The following is a 23403-nucleotide window of genomic DNA, read 5'->3' on the forward strand; positions in this document are numbered from 1 at the left end:
GGCTGGATAGATGGAAGGAGCCGCGAACAGGGTTCTGCACGATCTCCGTGCGAAGGTGGCTCGACTGGAGAGCCCGCAACTTCGCGCGCGAACCATTTTGCCTTTCGGCGATGTGGCAATCGACGGAAAGCTGCCGGGCGGGGGGCTGGTGGTCGGCGCACTCCACGAAGTTGCAGGCGGTGGAAACGGTGCGGTTGATGGTGCTGCGGCAGCGCTGTTCGCAGCCGGCATCGCCGCTCGAACCGTGGGGCAGGTACTGTGGTGCGTAACACGACATGACTTGTTCGCCGCCGCTCTTGCTCAAGCCGGTCTCGGTCCAGACCGCGTGATTTACCTGGAGGCAGGGGACGAGAAGTCCTTGCTTTCGAGCTTCGAGGAGGGAGCGCGGCACGGATGCCTCGGGGCCGTGGTGGCAGAGGTCTCCAAACTTTCGATGACGGCGTCCCGGCGTCTCCATCTCGCGGCAGAAGCTTCCGGAACGATGGCGATCGCGGTCAGGCGGTGGCGACGTCAGACGGAGGCTGCCGACTTCGGACAGCCCACCGCATCCGCCACACGCTGGCGGGTCTCGGCGCTTCCATCCGTGCCGCTGCCGGTCCCAGGCGTTGGCCGGGCCCGATGGCTTCTTGAATTGATCCGATGCCGCGCCGGTGAAAGCGCGGATTTTTTAGTGGATGCTTGCGATGGCGAGGGTCGTCTCCGTCTATCTTCCGACCTGGCCGATCGATCGTTTACTGCGCGCGACGCGCGCTGGCGCGCCTGAACTCTCCAAGCCGATTATCCTTATTGGGCGCCATGGTGCGCAGCGGCTTGTAACGGCAGTTAACGTCGAGGCCGCGCGTCTGGGGCTTCGTTCCGGGATGCCGGCGACCAAAGCGCAGGCGCTCGTTCCAGAACTCGTCATCCATCATGCCGACCCGGACGCGGATGCAAAGGCGCTTGAGCGTTTGGCTGTGTGGGCGCTTCGCTATTCGCCGGTAGTTGCAACGGATACGCCGGACGGCCTCGTGATGGATACAGCCGGTGCCGATCATCTCCACGGCGGCGAGAGTGCAATGGTCGCTGACGTTGGCAGGCGCCTCCGTCAGGCAGGTATTACGGCCAGGGTGGCTATCTCGGACGCTTGGGGAGCATCGCATGCATTGGCGCGCTTTGCTGTCGCCGAGACGGTGATCGTCCCGCGCGGGACGGTCAGGATATCGGTCGGTCCTTTGCCGATCGCGGCGCTGCGTCTTCCCATGGACATTGTTGGTGATCTTCGCCGTCTCGGCTTCAATAGGGTGTCCGATCTATCCGCGACGCCGCGCGCACCGCTGGCATTGCGGTTCGGACCGATCGTCGGCCGGCGACTCGATCAGGCATTCGGAGATTCTGCCGAGCCCATCGACCCGCTGCGGCCCGCTGACATGATCGAGGTGCGGCGGACGTTCGTCGAACCGATTGGGGCCGCCGATACGATCGCCCGGTATATCGGCAAACTTGCCAAGGAGCTCTGCGATCGTCTGGAAGAGAAGGGGCTTGGTGTTTTGCGTGCCGATCTCGTCTGCCACCTGGTCGATAATCGCATACAAGTCGCACGGGTGGGCACCGCTAAGCCTCTGCAAGAGGTTCAGCGACTGACGCGGCTCCTGTGCGACAAGATCGAGAAGATCGATCCCGGTTTCGGCATCGAGATCCTACGGCTCGCGGCGACCCTGGTGCAGCCTATCGAAGCGAGCCAGAAGGTGTCGTCGTTGATTGAAGCGTCTGCCGCCGACGTGACCGATCTCGTCGATGTCCTCGCCAACCGGCTGGGCGAGCGATCACTATATCGTATGGCACCGGCACAGAGCGATGTGCCGGAACGATCCTTCGTACGTGTGGCCGCGACCGCGCCAGCAACGAACGCCAAATGGCCGATCGACTGGCCACGCCCGTCACGATTGCTGTCGTCACCCGAAAAGATTGAGACGGTAGCGCTGCTTCCGGACCACCCGCCGGTGAGTTTTACGTGGCGGGGCATCCGTCGGCGGGTGAGGCGGGCCGATGGCCCCGAGCGCGTTTTTGGCGAATGGTGGAAGCGAGACGCAGAGTTCGTTGCTGTGCGCGACTATTTCCGCGTCGAGGATGAGGCGGGCGAGCGTTTCTGGATCTTTCGGGCTGGAGACGGCGAGCATGCTGCGACCGGGTCTCATCATTGGTTCCTGCACGGGATCTTCGCGTGAGGGCCGGTTACGCCGAACTCCAATGCACGTCGCATTTTTCATTCCTGCGTGGCGCGAGCTCCGCCGAAGAATTGTTCGCGCAAGCGGCCCTGCTTGGCTTTGAGGCTCTTGCAGTCGCCGATCGCAACAGCTTGGCTGGCATCGTTCGGGCCCACGAAGCCGCCAAGGCAACGGGCGTGCGCCTTATCATCGGTTGTCGCCTCGACCTCGATGATGGCATGTCGATGCTCGTTTACCCGACGGACAGAAGTGCCTATTCGCGCCTTTGCCGTCTCTTGTCAGTCGGCAAGAAGCGGGGCGGAAAAGCGAAGTGCGTTCTCCAGTGGGTTGACGTTATCGATTGGAATGCCGGACTGATCGCCGTCCTCGTTCCGGACGATGCTGACGACGCCTGCATGGCGCGGCTGCGTAAGATGCGGGAGGTTTTCGCCGATCGAGCCTATGTGGCGCTCACACTTCGGCGACGGCCGAACGATCAGATGCGGATCCATGAATTGGCAACCCTCGCGCAGCGCTTTGACATCCCGACCGTCGTAACCAACGATGTTCTATTCCACGATCCAACGCGGCGGATTTTGCAGGACGTGGTTACGTGTATCCGACACGGCGTAACCATCGATGAGGCGGGATTCCGCCGTGAGCGACACGCCGACCGCTACCTGAAGCCGCCGCAAGAGATGGCGCGCTTGTTCACGCGATATCCCGAGGCGGTCGGGCGGTCGGTCGAGATCGCTAGCCGCTGCCAGTTCAGCATGGACGAGCTTGCCTATCAGTATCCGGAGGAGCGCACGATGCCGGGATTAACCCCGCAGCAGGCGCTGGAGAGACTGACATGGGAAGGCGCGGCGCACCGGTATCCCGAGGGGCTGCCGGACGAAGTGATTGGAAAGCTCGAACATGAGCTCCGCCTGATCGAACGGTTGGGATACGCGCCATATTTCTTGACGGTGAACTCGATTGTCCGTTTCGCGCGAAGTCGGGACATTCTGTGCCAGGGGCGTGGCTCGGCTGCCAATTCTGCCGTCTGTTTCGTGTTGGGCATCACCTCGATCGATCCCGGCCGCAACGACCTTTTGTTCGAGCGCTTCGTGTCAGAAGAGCGCCGGGAACCGCCGGATATCGATGTCGATTTCGAGCACGAACGCCGCGAGATCGTCATGCAGTGGGTTTTTGAGACCTATGGACGTAACCATGCAGCGCTGTGCTCGACCGTCATTCGCTATCGGGCGAAAGGCGCGCTGCGCGATGTCGGCAAAGCGCTTGGGTTGACCGAAGACCTCATCAAGATGCTGTCGTCGCAGGTCTGGGGGTGGTCGGAGGAGGGTGTCGAGCCGAAACACGCAGAGGAGCTCAACCTCAATCTGGCGGATCGGCGCTTGCGTCTCGCGCTGGACCTCGCACGCGAACTCATAGGGACGCCACGGCACCTGTCTCAGCATCCCGGTGGCTTTGTTCTGACCCACGATCGCTTGGACGAACTCGTACCGATCGAGCCGGCTGTCATGGCCGATCGGCAGGTTATCGAGTGGGATAAGGACGATATTGACTCCCTCAAGTTTATGAAAGTCGATTGTCTGGCGCTCGGCATGCTGACCTGCATGAAGCGAGCTTTTGAATTTCTGAAGGACAAAAAGGGCATTGAGCTCGACCTTGCAACGATCCCGCCGGAAGATCCTCGAACCTACGCGATGATCCGGAAGGCCGACACGCTCGGCACGTTCCAGATCGAGAGCCGCGCTCAGATGTCGATGTTGCCGCGTATGAAGCCGAGGACCTTCTATGATCTAGTGATCGAAGTCGCCATCGTCCGGCCTGGGCCGATCCAGGGCGACATGGTCCACCCTTACCTTCGCCGTCGCGAAGGCAAGGAGGAGGTGGTCTATCCAAAGCCCGAACTCGAGAAAGTGCTCGGCAAGACGCTCGGTGTGCCATTGTTCCAAGAGCAGGCGATGCGGGTCGCTATCGAGTGCGCTGGCTTTACGCCCGGGGAAGCCGATCAATTGCGACGGGCCATGGCGACGTTCAAGTTCACCGGTGGCGTCTCCAAGTTCAAGGCAAAGCTGATCGACGGCATGGTGGCCCGTGGTTACGATCAGGAATTCGCCGAGCGCACGTTTGGGCAACTCGAAGGTTTCGGATCCTACGGCTTTCCGGAAAGCCACGCGGCCTCTTTTGCGCTGATTGCCTATGCATCGTCCTGGATGAAATGCCACCATCCCGACGTGTTCTGCGCTTCGCTGCTGAATGCGCAACCGATGGGATTTTACGCGCCGGCGCAGATCGTCCGGGACGCTCGCGAGCATGGTGTCGAAATCCGTCCTGTCTGCATCAACGCATCTCGATGGGACTGCACCTTGGAGGCAGTCGATGACGATAACTTTGCTGTCCGCCTTGGTCTTCGGATGGTTCGCGGTCTGGCCAACAATGCGGCCGCGGCCATCGTCACTGCCCGGGCGGACGAACCGTTCACATCTATTGACGATCTCTGGCGTCGGAGCGGCGTGCTGATCTGGTCCCTCGTCGAGATCGCGGAAGCAGACGGCATGCGGGAGAGTTTGGGTCTCGCCAGACGTGACGCACTGTGGGGGATCAAGGCGCTCCGAGACGAACCGCTGGAGCTCTTCGCTGCAGCTGCCGAACGGGAACGTCGCGCTATCGCGGAGGTCATCGAGCCAGAGGTCACGCTACGATCCATGACCGCGGGAGGTGAGGTCGTGGAGGATTATCGGCATGTCGGACTTACCTTGCGGGCACATCCGGTCTCTTTCCTACGTGACGAACTCACTACCAAGCGCATCGTCACCTGCGCTGACGCGATGTCGGCTCGCGACAGCAAGTGGTTGACGACGGCCGGGATCGTCCTCGTCCGACAGAAACCGGGTTCGGCGAAAGGCGTCATGTTCATCACCATCGAAGATGAAAGCGGCGTGGCCAATCTTGTGATCTGGCCCTCGCTGTACGAACGCCAGCGTCGGATCATCCTCGGGGCATCGATGATCGCAGTCCAAGGGCGTATCCAGCGGGAGGGGGAGGTTGTCCACTTGGTGGCGCGGCAGTTGACCGACATGTCGGCAGATATTGCGGGCGTCAGCGAGCGCGACGAACAATTCCCGCTTCCCCATGGCCGCGGTGATGAATTCCACCACGGAGGATCGCCCGACACGCGCGGCCTTCCGCCGAAGGGGCTTCGCACGCGCGACATCTACATTCCCGATCTGCACATCGATAGGCTGCGGCTAAAGCCGAGGAACTTTCGATAGATGCGCGCTGCCTTGACATTTCCAACAAAATGAACAAAAGAGAACGTGACCTACGTCATCGATGATATCTGATTTGAATGATCCGGCTGCGCTTAGCGCTTTCGCGACTTACCTTGGCCGCGCCCGATGAGCCTCCCATCGCTACCCGTCTATTACTACCTCGATCATTTCAGGGAGATGCTGGGCTTCGTTGCGGAAACCTACGCGTCGATTCTGACCGAGGAGCACCATAATTTTTCCCGCTCTTTTGGCCGATTGTCCCGTGATGCGCAGTGTCTGCTCGTCCGGATGGTCAACCGGCGTGGTTCGGTCTTCAATCGCGAGCATTTCAAGTACGCTGAGATCTTCGACCTCCGCTCCGCGCTGGAGGAATTGAGGGGCATTGGTCACGCTCGATCGCTCGTCCCGGACGATTACGCGGCGTTCCTGTCACGACTTCCGAAGACCGAATTGTTCGCCGGGGGCAAAAGCGCGGGTTTCTCCGACATCCGCTCTTCGTGGTCGAAACCAAGGCTGGTCGAGTTCTTTGCCCAGCGCATCCCCTTCGATACTGCTGTTGAGTACTGCGACGGAGACCGGTTCGTCGTTCTTGCCGGCACCACGCCGATCGAATTCCAGCTTTATCTCTACTTCGGCAAGACTGAGGTCGATCTGAAGAACTTCGCGCTTCGCGATCTCGGTCTCATGCGGACAAACGGCGCGTCGGCTTTCAGCGCTCGCTTCGAGGACGGCGACGAGGCGAGGGCCTGTTTCTATTACAGTCAGATCCTGGACCGTACCGAAGAAAAATGCGCCAATGTCTATCGACTTTGCGCCGAAGAAATCCTCGCCGGTCCGTTCTGTCCAACGGACTACGCGGTTGAACTCCGCGGGCGCGCTGCATGCCGTGTCGGCCAATTTTTCGAGAATCTTGGGGACCTCGAGCTCGCGAACTCCCTTTATCGCGCCGGGGAGTCCGCCGACTGTCGCGAGAGGCTGGTCCGGCTCGTCTACGTGTCAGGCGACAAGATCGAAGCGGAGGCGCTTCTCACGCGGATGATCGATGATCCGTTGACGGATGAGGAGCTGACATTCGCGGCAGACTTCCATGCACGCAAATTCGGAGGCCGCCGGACGGGAGCCTGTACCGAAATGCTGCGGGCCGCGACGACGATTGCCATCGACGATGCCCATCGCGGCAATCCGGAGGCGGGCGTGGCCTCGTTCAAACGTCGTCAGGGCTATCGCGTCTTTTTCACTGAAAACAACGTCTGGCTCGCGATGTTCGGGCTCATCTTCTGGGACGAGCTGTTCGAATCCGATCAACTCAATAGCGGCTTCGACTGGGTACCGCGTTGCCTAAAGGACGGAACTTTTTTGCGTCGGTTCGAGCCGCAAATCGCAGCCAAGCTCGATGCCGTGCGATCCGGAGCGGCTCTCAACATCCTCCTTAGATCCGTCGCCGGGAAATGGGGAAGGCCGAATGGGCTATTCGCATGGGATCATGTCGATCTGGACGCCCTGCGGTGCCTACTGGCCGGTGTGGACACAGCGGGCCTCGCGAGCATCCTGGAGGCTATGTGTCGCGATTTCCGCTCGATGCGGGATGGTTTCCCGGACCTGATGCTTGTTCAGGATGGCAAAGTCTCGTTCAGCGAGGTGAAAGCAGAGGGAGACGTCATCCGACGAAATCAACTGACCCGTCTTCGGCAACTCGGCAATGCCAGAATCCCGGTAGAGATTGGTCGCGTCGCCTACAGGTTCGATCCCGATCAGGATTACGTCGTCGTGGACGTGGAGACGACCGGCGGCATGGCTTCGTTCGACCGTATCACCGAAATCGGGGCGGTTAAGATGCGTAACCACCAGATCGTCGGTGAGTGGCATTCCGTGTTGAACCCGCAGCGGGCGATACCATCCAAGATCGTCCAATTAACCGGCATCACGAACGAAATGGTGCGTGACGCTCCGCTGTTCGCGGCCGTCGCCGACAGTTTCATGCAATTCATGAGCGACGGCATCTTCGTCGCGCACAATGTGAATTTCGACTATGGGTTCATTTCGAGCGAATACGAGCGACTGGAGCGACGCTTTCGGTTTCCGAAGGTCTGCACCTGCGCCGGCATGCGCAAGACACATCCCGGGCTCGGCTCGTATGGCCTAGGAAACTTGAGCCGGACCTTTGGTCTTGATCTTGAGACCCACCATCGCGCTCTCTGCGATGCGCGCGCAGCCGCTGGCCTTTTGAATCTTATGAATGCAAAGCGGCAAAAAGATTCTCAGCTCCAAGGTTACGCGGCGTGATCAAGCCATAGCCGGAATAGTATGCCCGGAAATGGCGCAAAGCGGTCGTTCTTTTGATCGATTAGCGGAAGAAGTTATTCTCCTGCGAAGGCCCTTCCCAAACGCGTCATTTGCGTCAGTCAGGTTGAACATTGCCGCTTCTGCTCGCAAACGGTGCGCATGGCCAGGCGGTCTGGGGTGGGGCGGGCTCAAGCACGACGACGTCGGCCTATGATACCGACACGAACTGGTCTAGTCCGCCGGGTGTTGCACCGATCGCATCGGGAAGTTCGGCTCAGTTCAGCGGGGGCGGAAGCGCTAGCGTCACGATCGGATCAGGGCCGATTACACCGGACGCCTGGCTCTTCAACGGTGGCAATTACACCGTGACCGGTGCAGCCGTGAACTTCAACGGCGCCGGCACGAATTTGAGCAGCAGTGCTGGGTTCAACTCGATCTCAAACAGCATGACCGGCGCGGGGATTTCTGTTACCGGTGGCGAACTCACATTGAGCGGCACAAATGCGTTCAGTCGCGCGTACGTCGCTGGCGGGACACTCTATGCCGGCTCAATCAGCGCCTTTGGCTCAAGCGCTGAGGTTAACGTCGCGGGTGGGACGCTCGACCTTGCTGGCTTCGATCAGACCATAGGCTCGTTGAGCGGAGGCGGCACCGTCCAGCTGGGAGCGGCATCTCTGACGACTGGTGGCGATAATACGAACACGGATTTCTCCGGTCAGATCGACGGCACTGGTGGCTTGACCAAGGTCGGCAGCGGCAGGCTGACACTATCAGGCGCGAACTCTTATTCAGGCGACACCATCGCCAGCGCCGGAACGCTGGCGTTGCAGAACAATCAGGCCCTCGGATCGGGGACATTGCGGGTTGGCGATGCGCTCATCAGCTTTGGGGCGAATGTCACCATAGCAAACGCGATAAATCTGACGTCAGCCGCCGTCCAGTTTCAAGTCTTGTCAGGAAGCGCGACGCTGACTGGTACCATATCAGAGACCACGGCCTCACCGCCGTTCGGGCCGAAACCGTTTGAAAAAATCGGCGCCGGCACGCTGATCCTGACAGGTAACAACAGCTATACTGGACTCACGACGGTCACTGCGGGGGCGCTCAATATTCAGAATAGCACTGCGCTTGGTTCGACAGGCGCGGGCACGACTGTTGCTGCAGGCGCGGCTTTGCAGGTCGAAGGCAGCATCACCATCTTCACCGAAGCGCTGACATTGAACGGGATGGGCGTGGCCAATGATGGCGCGCTGCGCAATATCGCGGGCAACAACACTTATGGTGGCGCGATCACGCTTCAATCGGCGTCCCGTATCAATGCGGATGCCGGCTCGCTGACATTGAATGGTGGCCTCGCCAATGGCGGGCATGATCTCACCGTTGGTGGGGCAGGAAACGTCACGGCGAGCAGCGTCATTTCTGGTGCCGGTGGCCTCATCAAGACGGGTGCAGGCATCCTGGCTCTGGAGGCCAGCAACACCTATTCAGGCGCGACCACGGTGAATGGCGGCACGCTGCGCGCCGGGGCAACGAACGCCTTGAGCGGCGACAGCGCAATGACTGTCGCGGCCGGCACGCTTGATCTGAATAGCTTTGCCAATGCGGTCGGTTCGCTCGCCGGCGCCGGCGCGGTGTCGCTCGGTTCTGCGAGATTGACGGCGGGCAGCGACAATACGAGCACGTCGTTTGCGGGCGCGATCTCCGGCACCGGCGGCCTGACGAAGACCGGCACGGGGACGCTGACGCTCGCCACCGCGAATGCGTATACCGGGACCACGATCGTCGATGCCGGTACGCTCAGCGTCAATGGCTCCATCGCTTCGTCATCGATGACGACCGTCAATACCGGCGGCACGCTCGGCGGCAACGGCATCGTCGGCAACACCACGATCGATGGCGGGACGCTGTCGCCGGGTAACTCCATCGGTCTATTGACGGTGCAGGGCAATCTCTCGCTGACGGCGGCATCGAGCTACATGGTCGAGGTCTCGCCGACCAATGCGGATCGCGTCGATGTCATCGGCACGGCGACGCTCGGCAACGCCACGGTCAATGCCCGTTTCGCGCCCGGCAGCTACGTCGCCCGGCAATACACGATCCTGAATGCGACCCTTGGTGTCAGCGGGACCTTCGGCACGCAGGTCAACACCGACCTGCCGTCGAATTTCAGTTCGAACCTGAGTTACGATCCCAACAATGCGTATCTCAACCTGACGCTGAATTTCGATCCGAGTTTCGGCGGCAGCCTCAATCGCAACCAGCAAGCCGTTGCCAATACGCTGACGGGTTTCTTCAATCGCACCGGCGGCATTCCGCTGGTGTTCGGCGGGCTGAACGCAGCGGGCCTGACGCAAGCCGCCGGTGAACTCGGCACCGGCAGTCAGCAGACCGCATTCGATGCGATGAACCTGTTCATGGGCGTCATGAGCGATCCCTTCACGGCAGGGCGCGATGTCGCTGCAGGCGGTGCTGCGTCCTATGCGGACGACGCCATGGCCTATGCCGGCAAGCGGAGCCGGACCGATGCCTTCGCGTCGATGCATCGCAAGGCACCATCATCTGCACCGGCTTTCCAGGAACGCTGGAACGTCTGGGTCGCGGGCTTCGGAGGCTCGCGCGGCACCGATGGCAGCGCGGTCACCGGATCGAGCGACACAACGTCGCGCATCTATGGCACGGCGATCGGCGCCGATCACTGGTTCTCGCCCAACACCATTGCAGGCTTCTCGCTGGCCGGTGGCGGCACCAGTTTCTCCGTGAATAGCGGCGGCGCCGGTCGCTCCGACCTGTTCCAGGCTGGGGCCTTCGTGCGCCACGCCGTCGGTTCGGCTTACGTCACTGCGGCCGCTGCCTATGGCTGGCAGGATGTCAGCACCGAACGCGTGGTCGCTGCTGCCGGCTTCGAGCGCCTGCGCGCGCAGTTCAATGCGAACAGCTATTCCGGCCGCATCGAGGCGGGCAGTCGTGTGGTCGCATCGTGGCTGGGTGGCGTCGGCCTCGCGCCCTATGCGGCCGCGCAGGTGACCTCGTTCGACCTGCCCTCCTATGCCGAAACCGGGACCGGCGGCGCCACGACATTCGCACTCGCCTATCGCGGCAAGACCGTCACGGCGACGCGCAGCGAACTCGGCATTCGCAGTGACAAGTCGTTCGCATTGGCCGATGCCATTCTCACGCTGCGCGGCCGTGCCGCCTGGGCGCATGACTACAATACGGATCGCTCCATCGCGGCAACGTTCCAGGCGTTGCCCGGTGCAAGCTTTGCCGTGAACGGCGCCGCGCAGGCGCGCAATGCCGCGCTGACGACGGCGTCGGCAGAAATGACGTGGATGAACGGCTGGTCGGCCGCCACGACCTTCGAAGGTGAGTTTTCCGATATCGCGCGCAGCTATGCGGGTAAAGGGCTGGTGCGCTACAGCTGGTAGATGAGGCAAATTTTCGACTACGAGAGTCCAGCTCAGTTCCCAACCGAAAAGTAAGCTGCAAGAGCCGCACCGATCATTAAGCTCCACGTGGACCCGCACCAAGAGCGCCGGGCAGGCTTTCGAGTCTCGCCACCGCCAATGTCTGGTATTGGCGCAAAGCGGTCATACATGACGCGGTACACCTTCCAGGTCAGAAATCCCTTAAGGTTTGCGATCAAATGCGCCGACCGACTTGAGATTAGCGCGGACTTGGCGGACGCCGTCGAACTGCTTGCCCAACGATCTCGCTTTTTTCTGCACCGAAGCCGTTCCGCGATTGAGGGCGGCGGCGGCACGCATCAGGGTCGCGCCTTCTTTAATTAATTGAAGCAGATGTGCGATGTCATCTTCGGTCCATCTGCGAGTGATCGGCTGTTTCGGCATACTATGTTTTCGGTGGCTTCAATTCGCTAGCAAGCCAGCCCTTGGCTTGCTCCATCGGATCTGGCTCAATTATCGTCTGGACAAAGCTGCATTGCGGGCACTTGTAGGCGTGCGCCACATAGCTGCTCTTGTCAGGGGCCGAACGTGCCCACGCGGAAAGCGAGCCGCATTTTGGACAGGGCAGGGTGCGTAGGCGTGGCATGAGGCAGTACTAGGGGACTGTCGATGGCGATCCCAGTCCAGACGGGCGACATCCGAACTTTGCCTGGATGGATTGAGATGCGAGAGCGCCGAGTGCCGCTGTCTCTTCAGACAATCGTCTCTGAATGTATGACCGTTCTAAATCCGTCAGTTCGGTTCTCAGAATGCGATTGTAGCGAGCGATGTTGTTTCGATATGTACGCGTTCGGGCCAAAATCTCATCGGTCATCATCGTCACCAGACGTGTCTACGGGTTTGCCTTTTGAGTGGGCCATAGACGGCCGAGCAGTAATTTATAACTTGATCAAACGCCGTCAAGATTCAGATTTTGGTTTGCAGGACGACACCCACGGATCATTTTGACGCCTGTGATGGATTTCTGGAAAACGGCGTCCTGTGTGGAAGCGGCGAGGCACACGATCTGCCCACTTATGCAACGCGACAGCTTCTACGCCGGCTGAAATCAATGCCCGAAGTCAGACCGCGACTGGAATGTCCGCAATGACGAGCAGGCTAGAGGCAGGCTTTGCTCCGCAGAGACAATCAGTCTCGCCGCAACCAAGGCAGTCGAGAATCTCCGGCGTTAACATTCTCGTTCGGTCGGTTGTCTTGCCAGATTAAAGGCCGTTCGCTTCGGGCAATAGGAACGGAACTTCTTTGATACTCTTCTGCCAAAGCGACGATATGTTTACGCCGCTCTGGTTCGCTGATGTTCAAGTAAGCAACAATGAGCTTCAGGGCCTCGTCATCAGACGCTCGGCCAAAATTCCACATGTTCCCACTCCCACGCCCTATAATGGCGCTTCAGTGGGCCAACCGGGCAAGCGCACGGTATCCCGCCAAATCCTGTTCGCAAGTTAAAAATGTTCTGCTCGTCGAAGATGGGCGAGTGTCCGGTAGATGACTCATCTTCGCTTTGAGGTCGCAATTTCAATGAGTTTTGGTCTTCAAGCAAGCTTGCATCATTAAAGCACCGCAATGACGACCCTAGGGCGGAACACTGCGCAGCGGCGTCAGTCATTGCGACTACGGCTTTTTTAAAACTAGTGTTATTGTCTGGGCGGATTGTGCCCGACAATCCTCGCATTGGAGGCGCTCAGCCTGTTTGTCGGATCGCTTAGGGTGTGGACCGCGTCGATAAGCGATCATTCGGCCTCCGCATTTTCCGCACGTCTCGCCACTTTGGGGCGCTTGCGAGGGTCTTCACTGTTTTTCGGCCTTCGCCGCCATGCGTTCGGATTGTCTAGAGAGTCGCTCCTTGTCTATCTCAGACTGGCCAAGTTGTTTGGTTTGAGCTGCGTCCATCACGGCGATGATTGCATCTGTATGTTCAACGCCCTCTCTGACCGCAACGGCCAACCGTTTATTGGGCAGAACCAAAAGCCAGCTCATCGATCTGAACTTCTCGTGACGGTGGGGATCATCGTGCGATCAAAGTGACCATCGATGTCCCGGCTAACGCGAAACATATACAAGCAAGCAGCCCAAGGCCGATGATCGTCTTTTCAAAGTTGCACATCCGCCTTCCCCTGGTGGGTCTGCTCGCTCGAAACGCGAAACGCATTTTGAGCTGATTTGTTCCGGGGCGGGCGGGGAGATGTGCAGCCACAAAGGATTGGTCTTTGACCTGCGCTGACCGAAAGTCGGATCCAAAAGCTCGTGACCAGCGCCGTAGAGCCGTGCTGGGCTAATCGGCGAAGACTTGCAGGAATAGATCGCTTGACCAAGACATAATCCGGCCGATTTTGATCGTTAATTGAGTAACTTAGCACGCGGGATCCGAGAATTTGGAAGCCGGATCCGGGGGCGTGCGCTTATCAAAACATCCATTTTGATCCAACGGGATAGCTCGATGCCCCCAATGCCGCCCTCTGTCTCGCGCGTGGCTGCGCCTGCCTCTTCTGTCTCCACCATTCTTTCAAAGGGAGTTGGCCGTCTTGAAACCACATTGCGGCTAACCACCGCGATTCTGGCTCTGGCCGCAGGCGTCTACACCTATCTCGGCGTGCGTGAGCTTCTGAACGGGAGCCCGACGACGGTGTTCTTTGCCGCCGTGATCTATGCAGTGGCTGTTTCGGTCGGCATCTACGCCTTCTGGGTGTTCCTTATGCAGTTCATGCCGCATGTCGTCGATCGGCGTGGCCGCGGCCTGATGTTCGGCTGCATGGCGCTAGGCTCACTGATGATTGTGGCGATGTCGTCATGGCTGAATGCCTCAGCGCTGGCCGGCGCGGCGGCGATCCAGCAGCATCTTGCGATCACGGTACAGAACTATACGCGCGATCTCGACACCGCCAACAGCAACGCCATCGCGGCGCAGAGTCTGCTGCCGGACATTCAGTTGGCTTCATCGCGTTTCGCCAAACTCGCAGATGCCGAACGCACTGGATCGCTGACGGGCACCTCCGGCTCCGGCACCGTAGTGCAACTCCTGACGCAGATGTCCGGGCAGCTCGAAGGACTGGGCAATGAGGTCCAGGCGTCCGGCAAGCGCGTGTCGTCCCTGTTCGAACTCGGCGGCAAGCATCTCGCCAAGATGCGCGAACTGATTTCGGACCGCGGTCCGATCGCGACGCGTAGCGATGCCTTTGCCACGGAGTCGCTGGCGCTGATGGGCGTAATCACCAATTTGCAGCAAACCTCCGTGGCGCCAGCCGTGAAGCGCGCGGCAATCTCACTGACATCCGGCTTTATCGCGCCGGCAGCCGGTGGACGGGGTGATCTGGCCGACAGGCAAAGCGCTGTCGTCAGCAAGGTTGAGGGCTCGATCTCGGCACAAGCGAATTCGCTTGCAGAGGCCGCTGACAAGATCCTCGCACTGCCCAAGGTGGAGCCTGGGCGCTTTCAGGCCATGTCCCCGGCGGAGGCCGTGCTGCGCTATGCCAGCGATTTTATCCCGAGCTGGGCCGGCGCGATCTCTATCGATCTGATGCCGGCGGTGCTTGTGCTGATCCTTTGCGTGGTCCATGCCGCGATCCGGCGGGAAGGTGCGCCTGCCGTAGCCGCCACCGACATGACTGTCGGAGAAATGATGGCAGCGCTTCAGATGGCGCGGGACGTCGCCGCAGTGCGCGATGCAGTGCCCGAGCCGCCGTCTCCGGACGATGCCCGAGAGCGCGTGCCGGAGGCTGTGAGCGACGAGAACGTCACGGCCCTCTCCACAGCGCGACATGTGAAGTAGGCGCGCCATGGCCGATCACATGACGTTTAAGCAGCGTTTTTCGGCGTGGCTTGCCGATTACCCGGATGACGCCATCCTGCGAAAGATCTTTCAAGGCGTGGTGGCGGTGACGATCGCCGTGCTCGCGCTCGACCTCGCGGGAATGAACGGCCTGTTGAAGTCCAGCGACACCGCATCATCGCCGGCCGAGACGGCGCCCCGTCTCGACGTGCCTGCCATCTTGGCACCGTTGTTGCCGGGCAGCGACCGCCGCGGTGTGCCGATGCCGCGCGCGGACGGGGCGCTGGCAAAGCCGATGAGTTTCGAATTGGTTGGCGGCGGCCGCCTGATGGCAAGCGGGACGATCACGCCCGGCGTGTCCGAGGCTTTCGCCGCCGAGATCGCCAAGCGCGGCGACTACGTCAAGACCGTAGTGTTGAATTCGCCGGGCGGGTCAGTGTCCGACGCGCTGGCGATGGGGCGGCTCATTCGCGAAAAGCGGCTGGCGACCGAGGTCGAGGCCGGCAAACTATGCGCGTCTTCGTGTCCGCTGATGTTTGTCGGTGGCCAAGAGCGCCGCGCCGGCGAAAAGGCCGCGATCGGCGTCCATCAGGTGTTCGCCGCGAGTGCGCTCGATCCTAATGTCCATCGCGACGAGATGAGCGACGCACAGCGCATCTCGGCTCGCTGTCAGCGCTATCTGGGCGATATGGGCATCAATCTCCAGGTCTGGGTTCATGCAATGGAGACGCCGAAAGACCGGCTGTTCGTATTCAAGCCAGACGAGTTGAAGACGTTGAACGTCGTGACCTCTACGCCGGCAGTCGAGCCAAGCGAAGTGCCAGCAGCGAAAACCCGCACGTAGACAGTTAATTTGCCCCTGCATCTGTACGTTTTTCGCTTGGGTCCTTCAACGTAACCACTGGTTACGCCGAAAGCATGGAAAACTAACCGCTCGACCGGTCGAGGGATGTCTTCCAATTTTTTGATTACGTCATTGTCGAGTTTTCGGACTCTGCAGGGCGGCAATAAACCAACGAAATCAAGCACTGAACTTTGGATTCAATCAGCTACCCAACTCCCTCCAGCATGTGTACGCGGATTGAATTTTTGGACTCTACAAGAGATCTGAAATTGCATGCCAAAATGAGGTTGGCTCGGCTAAGATAGGCCCACGGGCCGAGGCTTTCCCGCGGGGTGCCGAAGGAAAAGTGCTCATGGTTTAACCTCGCCGATAAGCCTTATTCGTAGGATAGGGCGAAAGTCGTTGCTGTGCCTATAAGTCGATCATCGATCGAAAACCGATACCTGCAAATGCGACAAGCCTGGTAGGTCAGAGATCGGAGAACGTCCGGCTTGACCGCGACCTGAAGCGCTACTCTTTGCGGGCTGTTTTGCGCTGTTGGAATATGGCCGATAATGGATAAGCGATGAGATTTTATACGATGATCGACGAGCCCGGTCCGCTTGACGCAATCGAAGATTGGGAACGGTATACGGCGAAGCTGGAAGCTCTACCGGAAGATGCGTTGGAACGTGCGGTACTCCTTCCTAAAGTAAAAGAGTGGATAGGACGCATAGGGACGGGGCACCAGCGAGCTTGCATCGACAACGTAACTTGAGCGACCGAAGGTGCCACACGCGACTTCTCTCAATTCTCGATGTTCCAGATACCGGCCTACGGGCAATGTCGATCTCACTGCGCCAGCCTTGCCTTTGTCCTACTGGGTCGCAACGCTTGCAGGACAGAGAGCCGACGGTAGGAAATTCAGGCCGAGCGAGCCCCCTAGCCTTGGATCTTTACCGCAACAGCGCCCCCTGACATCGTCGAAAATCTTGTGCGCTCGGGTTACAAATAGTGATACAAATCGTGCTACAAATTGAAGTGGAAAATCGAAATATATCAATACTTTCAATATACCTACGGCTGCTACCAATCCTTTCGAGCGCACCAATTCAAAAAAACCCCGCAGCCTTAATGGCTTGCGGGGTTTTTTGTATCTAAATTCTCGTTTGCTGCGCGTTGCGGTGGCAGCGCTTTGATGCCCGGAGCCAGATCTGACTTCGAGAGACATCTTGATGTTTTGTCTGAGTTGTACATAGATATGTACAATGTGGTCGTCGATCCGATGGAGCGCGATATGGGGCATGTTTCCTACAGTGAGCTGCGCAGCAACCTGGCCTCCTACATGGACGAAGTTTGCGATGATCGGACAGCGCTGGTGGTGACACGCCAGAACGCGCGGAGCGTCGTGCTGATGTCTGAAGAGGAATATGAGGGGTTGATGGAGACGTTTCATCTCCTGAAAAGCCCGGCCAATGCCACGCGCTTGCTGCGCTCGATCGATGAGGCCAATCGGGGCGAGCTCACGCCGCGGGAGACGCTTGAGCCGCCGTCCGCTGGCAAATGAAAACGGCTTGGACCGAAGATGCCTGGGCGGATTATCTGAGTTGGCAGCAGGAGGACCAGAAAGTCCTCCAGGCCATCAATGCACTTATCAAGGACATCAAGCGTGATCCGTTTAGGGGGCTCGGGAAACCGGAGCCCCTTAAACATACGCTGCAGGGTTGGTGGTCGCGCCGGATCACAGGCGAGCACCGTCTGGTCTATCGCGTCACCGGCAAAGGCGAAACGCAGCAGCTCGATATCGTGCAGTGTCGATATCACTACTGATGGTTTGGCCGACCCAGCTTCGTCCGCCGTTCTATGCGGATGGGCTCGCTGCTCGAGGGTATCACGGGACTAACCCCGTGCCGCCATCACCAATGCGGCCAGCGCAGCCACCGCGCCGATCAGAAACGCGGTTCCATAGCCAAACAGCCCCGCCGCATATCCCACCGCCGGCGCCGTCACGCCGATCGCGAGATCGAAGAAGGCGATGAAATTCGCCACCGCGCGGCCGCGCTGTTCGATCGGGACGCGGCGGGTCGCCTCGACGCCCATGGCCGGGAAGATCAGCGAGAAGCCGAGACCGGTCACGAAGGCCCCCGCCAGCGCCACAGTAGGATTCGGCGCCAGCCAGATCATCGCCTGGCCGAGGGCCTCGACGGCGAGCGACACCATGGCGACGCGGGCGCCGCCATAGACGTCGGGCAGGTGGCTGGCGACCAGGCGCAGCGCGATGAAGCCGGTGGAGAAGGCGGTGAGGGCAAGGCCCGCGCCGGACCAGCCGCGCTCCAGATAGGCCAGCGTCATGAAGCCCGTGATGCCGGCGAACGGTATCGTCGCCAGGAACAGCACCATGCCGGACCGCCAGATCAGGCCGATCACCTTGTAGAACGGCGTGCGCTGCGCATGGCCGGTGGGCGGCACGTCGGGGATCGCATAGGCGATGCCGAGCGCGATCAGGGGTGACAGCGCCGCTGCGATGCCGACGCCGGCAAATCCCGTGGCGGCATAGAGCGCAAGGCCGATCGGCGCGCCCAGTCCGATTGCCGAATACATCGCGATGCCCTGCCACGACATCACGAGGCCGGTGCGCTGCGGGCCGAGCCGGCCGATGCACCAGCTCATGGCGCCGGTGATGAACAGGCTCTCGCCGAAGCCGAGCGCGATGCGTCCCATGATCAGCAGCGCCAGTTTGGCTTCGCCTGCCAGCGGCGCGCTCGCGGCCAGCAGATAGAACAGGCCGGCAAGGGCGGACAGAGGCAGGCCGAGCCGGATCACATAGCGGGCACCGTGATTGTCGCTGAGCGTGCCGGCGCGGTGGCGCGACAGCACCGTCACCACCGACTGGATGCCGATGGCGAAGCCGATCATGCCGGCGGAAAAGCCGAGCTGGTCGTGCATGTAGAGCGCGATCGGCGGCAGCGGCAGGCCGACGGCGAGGAAGCCGAAAAACACGATCGCAACCTGCTTGATCAGGCTGGCGCGGTCGGAGCGCGTCAGCGGCGCAGGTTTGGTGCGGAGGGGAGCGTTGGGATTCATATCGACGTGCTTTCGGGGCGGCCGGCGCGAGCCGGTCGGAGCTGAGCACGTTGAGTGACGTTAACGCTTACGGCGGGGAGGCCCCGCGAGAGGTGAGGTACGTCCTGACATATGCTTGTGTCAAGCGCGCCCGTTCTGCTGCGGTTCGATGATCGATATCAATATCGGTGAACAAATCGACCGATCGATTGCAGTTGTCGTGCTGGCTTAGTGCTCCCGTAACGATCTAGCATTAGCTGTCCCGCCGTAACCCCGGCGGCGATCGTGCAGCCTGACGGTCGACCCGGAGCCACCATGAAATATCTGAGCTATGCCTATCGCGCCGTCGCCAATTTCGCGTTCCTGGCGCTGGTCTATTTCAGCCTGAATTTCATCGGCAACTATCAGCAGCGCGCCATCGTCGCGGCGCTGGTTCTGGCCTATGCCGGCATGCGTGCGGTGTCTGCCGCGCACGGCTTCTATTTCTTCAAGGCGATCCAGAAACTGGAGCTGGAAACGCGCCGTCTCGGCGGGCTCGCCGGCGAGGGGCCGTCAGCCGTCGCCACCCGCAGGGCGCTGGTCGGCGATGTCGTGTCGCAGCGCCAGGCCGGTGAGATGAAGTCCTATATGGACCTGTTCTTCCTCGCCATCATCGCGGTGCTGTGCATCGCCAAGATCGTCACCGACTGATCGCCGGTGGTTGGCGTCGCTTAGCGCGGCGCTGCCGCCGCCGCCGTCGGCGTCAGGCCCGGCGGAATGGCGCCGGGGATCGTGCGGCGCGGCGCGCTCGCATCGATGGAGATCAGACGCGCAATGCCGTCATTCTTGGCGCTTTGCACGCCGGGCTCGTGTGCGGCGTGATGCGGCAGGCGCACCAGCACCTTGATCGGCTGCATGTGCCGCTCTGCCATCTCGAATAGCGACGGGGCGGGCACCGGCAATGCATCCACCGTGGTCGGTGCCGGCATGTTGGCGCGTGGCGGCCATGGCGCCTGCGCGGTCATCGGCGCCGCGCCGCGCGGGCGGCGGGCGCGATCGAAATTCTCGGTGAGCGACAGCAGCTGATCCGAGGCCGTGATTTCCGGCGCCGGCAGCATGTCGAGATGCGCGAAGCTGAAGCCCGGCACCTTGTGCCAGCGCGTGATGGCAACGGTCTCCGACACCGGATGCATCTGCCAGTCCTGCGGCTGCGTCGGCGTCTTCGGCTTGTCCGCCGTCGCGGCTTCCACATGCACGATGCGATAACCGCCGGCCTTGAGGTCGCGCAGGATGCCGGGCAGGGCGGCGACCGTGCGCGGCTGGATATCGTGCAGCAGCAGGATGCCTTTGCCTTTGGCCTTAATGCGCGAGATCGCGAGGTCATGCACCGTCTGCGAAGACACATGGCGCCAATCGTCGGCGGGGAAGTCGGCGCTCCAGGTCTGGATGCCGCGCGAGGCGAGATAGTCCTCGACGGCGCTGGCGCGCAAGAGGCCTGGAATCCGGAAGAACGGCGACAGCAGCGCGGGATCGCCGAGCGCCGCTGTTGTATTCGCGATGCCGTCCTCGATCTCCTTCTGCGCCTGCTCGATCGGCATCCGGTTCATGCTGAGCGGATGGTTCTCGCTATGGGTGCCCACGGTGTGGCCGAGCCTGATCAGCTTGCGTACGCCGTCGGGAAATTCCTTGGCCATGCGGCCGACGATGAAGAAGGTCGCCTTCACGCATTCGGCCGCGAGAATATCGAGGATCTGGTTCGAATATTTCGGGATCGGGCCGTCGTCGAAGGTCAGCACGACCTCCTTGTCGCGCAGTGGCAGCGTCTGCGCATATTGCATCGTGCCGATGCGTGGATGTTCGCGCGGATCGACCACGATGGTCCGCGAGGTGCCGAGCGCGTCGGGATTGTTGCAGCTGTCGGCATATGCGGGAGCGGTGGTGAGCAGCGCCAGACCCGCCAGCATGCCGAGGCACAGTTTCTGTGCCGGGCACAGCACCTGTCGTGCCCGCTTGCCAGTCTTTCCTGCTTCCATCACGCGATCCGTCAATTCCAAATGAGGCGCGCCGGAATTTACCGGCGCGGCCGTAAACGTATTGTTAAGTATGTCGGGCCCGCCCGCCGGATCGTTCGATCCATTCCTACCGGAGACTTGCCTACCGGGAGACGGGGCGGGACTGGGCGGTCGGCGGTACGATATGCACGACCTTGTAGCGGTTATCCCGCAAATAGCGCAAGAAATCGGGCAGCATCGCGGCGGTCTGGCCCTTGGTATCGTGGAAAAGAATGATGCCTTTTCCCGCCGCCTTGACGCGGCCCGTGATCAGATCGAGCTGCTGGGCGGGTGTCATCGGGTTCCAGTCGCTGGCCCAGAAATCCGCCCCGAACACCGCGATCCGGCGTGACTGCAACATGTCGAGCAGGGCCGGTGTCGATTCGAAATAGGGGAAGCGGAAGAACGGCGTGGACGGCACCGTGGTGGCCTTGCCGTTCAGCGCCATCTCGTCGGCCGCGATGCCGCGGTCGATCTGGTCGATGGCCTTGTCGTGGCTGACCTTCTTGAGGTCGGCATGCGCGAACGTGTGATGCGCGATCGTGTGGCCCTCGGCCGCCATCCGCTTCACCAGCTGCGGATGTGCCGCAGCACTCTGGCCGATCATGAAGAAGGTGGCGCGCACGCATTCCTTCGCCAGCGCCGCCAGGATCTTCGATGTCGTCGGCGGGTTGGGGCCGTCGTCGAAGGTCAGCACCACTTCGCGATCCGCGAGCGGAAGCGTCTCCGGAAAGCTCTGTGTTCCCACCCGGGGATAGGTCTTGGGATCGACGGTCATGACGCGCGCGGTGCCGAGCGCATCGGGATGCGGGCATTCATCGGCATGAACGGCGACGGTGGAGGCGATGAGCGCAGCGATGGCAAATCTCAACACGGCAATTCACTTTCCTGCGGGCGATCTCGTGCGCCCGATATTTCCGATTGCATCGGGTCTCCGACACTGGCTATTGCCTGATCCCAACGCACAAATCCCGGATGCAATAGCGCATTTTCACTGAAACCGCGCCTGCATATGTCCCTGCAATCAGGCGAGGTCCGACATGGCTGACGACGTCGAACGCGCCATGACAGACGTTGCGGACGATGCCTCCTGGCTCGACCGCATGCCGATGCGCGACACCGATGGCAATGTCCGCCCGGATTTCGTCGAGGCCATCTCGCAGGCGGTTCAGGCCGCGAATGCGGGTTTTCTCTGCGAGATCGTCGGCGAATTGCACGAGGCCGATCTCGGCGATCTCGTGCAGGCGCTGGCGCCCGACGATCGCATTCGCCTGATCGAACTAACCAAGGCCGATTTCGACTTCTCCGCGCTCAACGAGGTCGATGACGCCGTCCGCGAGGAACTGCTTGAGGAACTCGAACCGGCGACGGTCGCGGAGGGCGTGCGCGAACTCGAGGCCGACGACGCGGTCGAACTGCTGGAGGGCGTCGACGAGGACGTCCAGGACGAGATCCTGGACAAGCTGCCGCTGTCCGAGCGCGTCGCCATCGAGCGCAGCCTGACCTATCCGGAAAACTCCGCCGGCCGCCGCATGCAGACGGATTTCATCGCGGTGCAGCCGGACTGGAATGTCGGTCAGGCCATCGACTATATGCGCGAGACGCCGGACCTGCCGGATCGCTTCTACGAGATCTATTCGGTGGACAGTGACCAGCGCTGGCAAGGCGCGGTGTCGCTCGACACGCTGCTGCGCGCGCGCCGCCCGGTGCCGCTGGCCGACCTGATCGACGAGGACCGCCGCCGCGTCTCGGTGCTGGAGGATCAGGAAGAAGTCGCGCGGATGTTCGGCAAGTACAATCTGGTCGCCGCACCGGTGGTCGATCCGGACAACCGCCTGGTCGGCGTCATCACCATCGACGACGTCGTCGACGTCATCGAGGAGGAGGCCGACGAGGACCTCAAGGCGCTCGGCGGCGTCACATCCGACGAAGAACTGTCGGACAACTTCCTGACCATCGCGCGCGCCCGTTTCCTGTGGCTGCTGATCAATCTCGCCACCGCATTCCTGGCCTCGTCGGTACTTGGCCTGTTCGAGGGGCAGCTCGAACAGATGGTGGCGCTGGCCGTACTGGCGCCGATCGTCGCCAGCCAGGGCGGCAATGCCGCGACCCAGACCATGACGGTGGCGGTGCGCGCGCTGGCTACGCGCCAGCTCAATCCGCACAATGCCGTCCGTATCATCATCCGCGAAGCCATGGTCGGCCTGATGAACGGCATCGCCTTCGCGCTAATTACGGGCATCGCCGCCTATCTGTGGTTCAAGACGCCGGGCCTCGGCATTGTCATTGCGCTGGCAATGATCACCAATCTCGTCGCCGGCGCCCTTGGCGGCATCCTGATCCCGATGGCGCTGGACCGCGTGAAAGCCGATCCCGCGGTCGCATCGGGCACCTTCGTCACCACGGTCACCGACGTCGTCGGCTTCTTCGCCTTCCTCGGCATCGCAACGCTGTGGTTCGGGCTGAAGTAGAGCACTCTTCACCGCTCCTTAACGGTATTGATCGACCAT

16 protein-coding genes are annotated in these 23403 nt (G+C 61.0%); 11 read left to right on the top strand and 5 right to left on the bottom strand.

Going from position 1 to position 23403, the window contains the following annotated elements:
• The first annotated feature begins 10 nt into the window (after nucleotides 1-10).
• The 5 genes from RPMA_RS28000 to RPMA_RS12095 all read left to right on the top strand — a co-directional run bounded on the left by RPMA_RS28000 (nucleotide 11) and on the right by RPMA_RS12095 (nucleotide 11172).
• Nucleotides 11-763, top strand: coding sequence for an ImuA family protein (locus RPMA_RS28000; protein ID WP_249225644.1), 753 nt, complete (start codon nucleotides 11-13; stop codon nucleotides 761-763).
• A complete protein-coding gene (locus RPMA_RS12080) occupies nucleotides 684-2204 on the top strand; it encodes a Y-family DNA polymerase (protein ID WP_211913022.1) in 1521 nt (506 codons plus the stop codon). The genes RPMA_RS28000 and RPMA_RS12080 overlap by 80 nt, the downstream gene beginning before the upstream one ends.
• Complete coding sequence (locus tag RPMA_RS12085) at nucleotides 2201-5464, top strand: error-prone DNA polymerase (protein WP_211913023.1); 3264 nt, start codon at nucleotides 2201-2203, stop codon at nucleotides 5462-5464. The genes RPMA_RS12080 and RPMA_RS12085 overlap by 4 nt, the downstream gene beginning before the upstream one ends.
• A gap of 126 nt (nucleotides 5465-5590) precedes the next feature.
• Complete coding sequence (locus RPMA_RS12090; RefSeq protein ID WP_211913024.1) at nucleotides 5591-7747, top strand: exonuclease domain-containing protein; 2157 nt, start codon at nucleotides 5591-5593, stop codon at nucleotides 7745-7747.
• A 635-nt stretch (nucleotides 7748-8382) separates the two neighbouring features.
• On the top strand, nucleotides 8383-11172 hold the full coding sequence (locus RPMA_RS12095) for an autotransporter outer membrane beta-barrel domain-containing protein (protein ID WP_211913025.1): 2790 nt from the start codon (nucleotides 8383-8385) through the stop codon (nucleotides 11170-11172).
• Nucleotides 11173-11373: 201 nt separating this feature from the next.
• Here the strand turns inward: RPMA_RS12095 and RPMA_RS12100 are convergent, their stop codons facing one another.
• Nucleotides 11374-11595, bottom strand: coding sequence for a hypothetical protein (locus RPMA_RS12100; RefSeq protein ID WP_211913026.1), 222 nt, complete (start codon nucleotides 11593-11595; stop codon nucleotides 11374-11376).
• A gap of 1404 nt (nucleotides 11596-12999) precedes the next feature.
• Nucleotides 13000-13188 (bottom strand): hypothetical protein, encoded by a 189-nt coding sequence (locus RPMA_RS12105; protein ID WP_211913027.1) that lies wholly within the window; start codon nucleotides 13186-13188, stop codon nucleotides 13000-13002.
• A gap of 460 nt (nucleotides 13189-13648) precedes the next feature.
• Here RPMA_RS12105 and RPMA_RS12110 point away from each other — a divergent pair, with 460 nt between their 5' ends.
• From RPMA_RS12110 to RPMA_RS12125, 4 genes are all read left to right on the top strand, one after another.
• Nucleotides 13649-14977 (top strand): hypothetical protein, encoded by a 1329-nt coding sequence (locus RPMA_RS12110; RefSeq protein ID WP_211913028.1) that lies wholly within the window; start codon nucleotides 13649-13651, stop codon nucleotides 14975-14977.
• A gap of 7 nt (nucleotides 14978-14984) precedes the next feature.
• Nucleotides 14985-15821 (top strand): COG3904 family protein, encoded by an 837-nt coding sequence (locus RPMA_RS12115; protein WP_211913029.1) that lies wholly within the window; start codon nucleotides 14985-14987, stop codon nucleotides 15819-15821.
• Nucleotides 15822-17061: 1240 nt separating this feature from the next.
• The gene (locus RPMA_RS12120) at nucleotides 17062-17367 is read left to right on the top strand and encodes a type II toxin-antitoxin system Phd/YefM family antitoxin (RefSeq protein ID WP_249225645.1); all 306 of its coding nucleotides are present in this window, start codon (nucleotides 17062-17064) and stop codon (nucleotides 17365-17367) included.
• On the top strand, nucleotides 17364-17630 hold the full coding sequence (locus RPMA_RS12125; RefSeq protein WP_211913030.1) for a Txe/YoeB family addiction module toxin: 267 nt from the start codon (nucleotides 17364-17366) through the stop codon (nucleotides 17628-17630). Before RPMA_RS12120 ends, RPMA_RS12125 begins: the two co-directional genes overlap by 4 nt.
• 69 nt (nucleotides 17631-17699) lie before the next feature.
• On the opposite strand, the gene RPMA_RS12130 is transcribed toward RPMA_RS12125, so the two are convergent.
• On the bottom strand, nucleotides 17700-18884 hold the full coding sequence (locus tag RPMA_RS12130) for an MFS transporter (protein ID WP_211913031.1): 1185 nt from the start codon (nucleotides 18882-18884) through the stop codon (nucleotides 17700-17702).
• A 294-nt stretch (nucleotides 18885-19178) separates the two neighbouring features.
• Between RPMA_RS12130 and RPMA_RS12135 the strand changes: the two genes are divergently transcribed.
• Nucleotides 19179-19553 carry a hypothetical protein gene (locus tag RPMA_RS12135; protein ID WP_211913032.1) on the top strand — a complete coding sequence of 125 codons (375 nt, stop codon included), beginning with the start codon at nucleotides 19179-19181 and terminating at the stop codon, nucleotides 19551-19553.
• A 20-nt stretch (nucleotides 19554-19573) separates the two neighbouring features.
• Here RPMA_RS12135 and RPMA_RS12140 read toward each other — a convergent pair whose 3' ends face one another.
• Entirely contained in the window at nucleotides 19574-20875 is a 1302-nt protein-coding gene (locus tag RPMA_RS12140) for a polysaccharide deacetylase family protein (protein ID WP_408056523.1), read from the bottom strand.
• A 121-nt stretch (nucleotides 20876-20996) separates the two neighbouring features.
• Nucleotides 20997-21773, bottom strand: coding sequence for a polysaccharide deacetylase family protein (locus RPMA_RS12145; RefSeq protein WP_408056548.1), 777 nt, complete (start codon nucleotides 21771-21773; stop codon nucleotides 20997-20999).
• Nucleotides 21774-21933: 160 nt separating this feature from the next.
• Here RPMA_RS12145 and mgtE point away from each other — a divergent pair, with 160 nt between their 5' ends.
• The gene (gene mgtE / locus RPMA_RS12150) at nucleotides 21934-23364 is read left to right on the top strand and encodes a magnesium transporter (RefSeq protein ID WP_211913033.1); all 1431 of its coding nucleotides are present in this window, start codon (nucleotides 21934-21936) and stop codon (nucleotides 23362-23364) included.
• Nucleotides 23365-23403 lie beyond the last annotated feature (39 nt).

This window comes from Tardiphaga alba, from assembly GCF_018279705.1.
GTDB lineage: Bacteria > Pseudomonadota > Alphaproteobacteria > Rhizobiales > Xanthobacteraceae > Tardiphaga > Tardiphaga alba.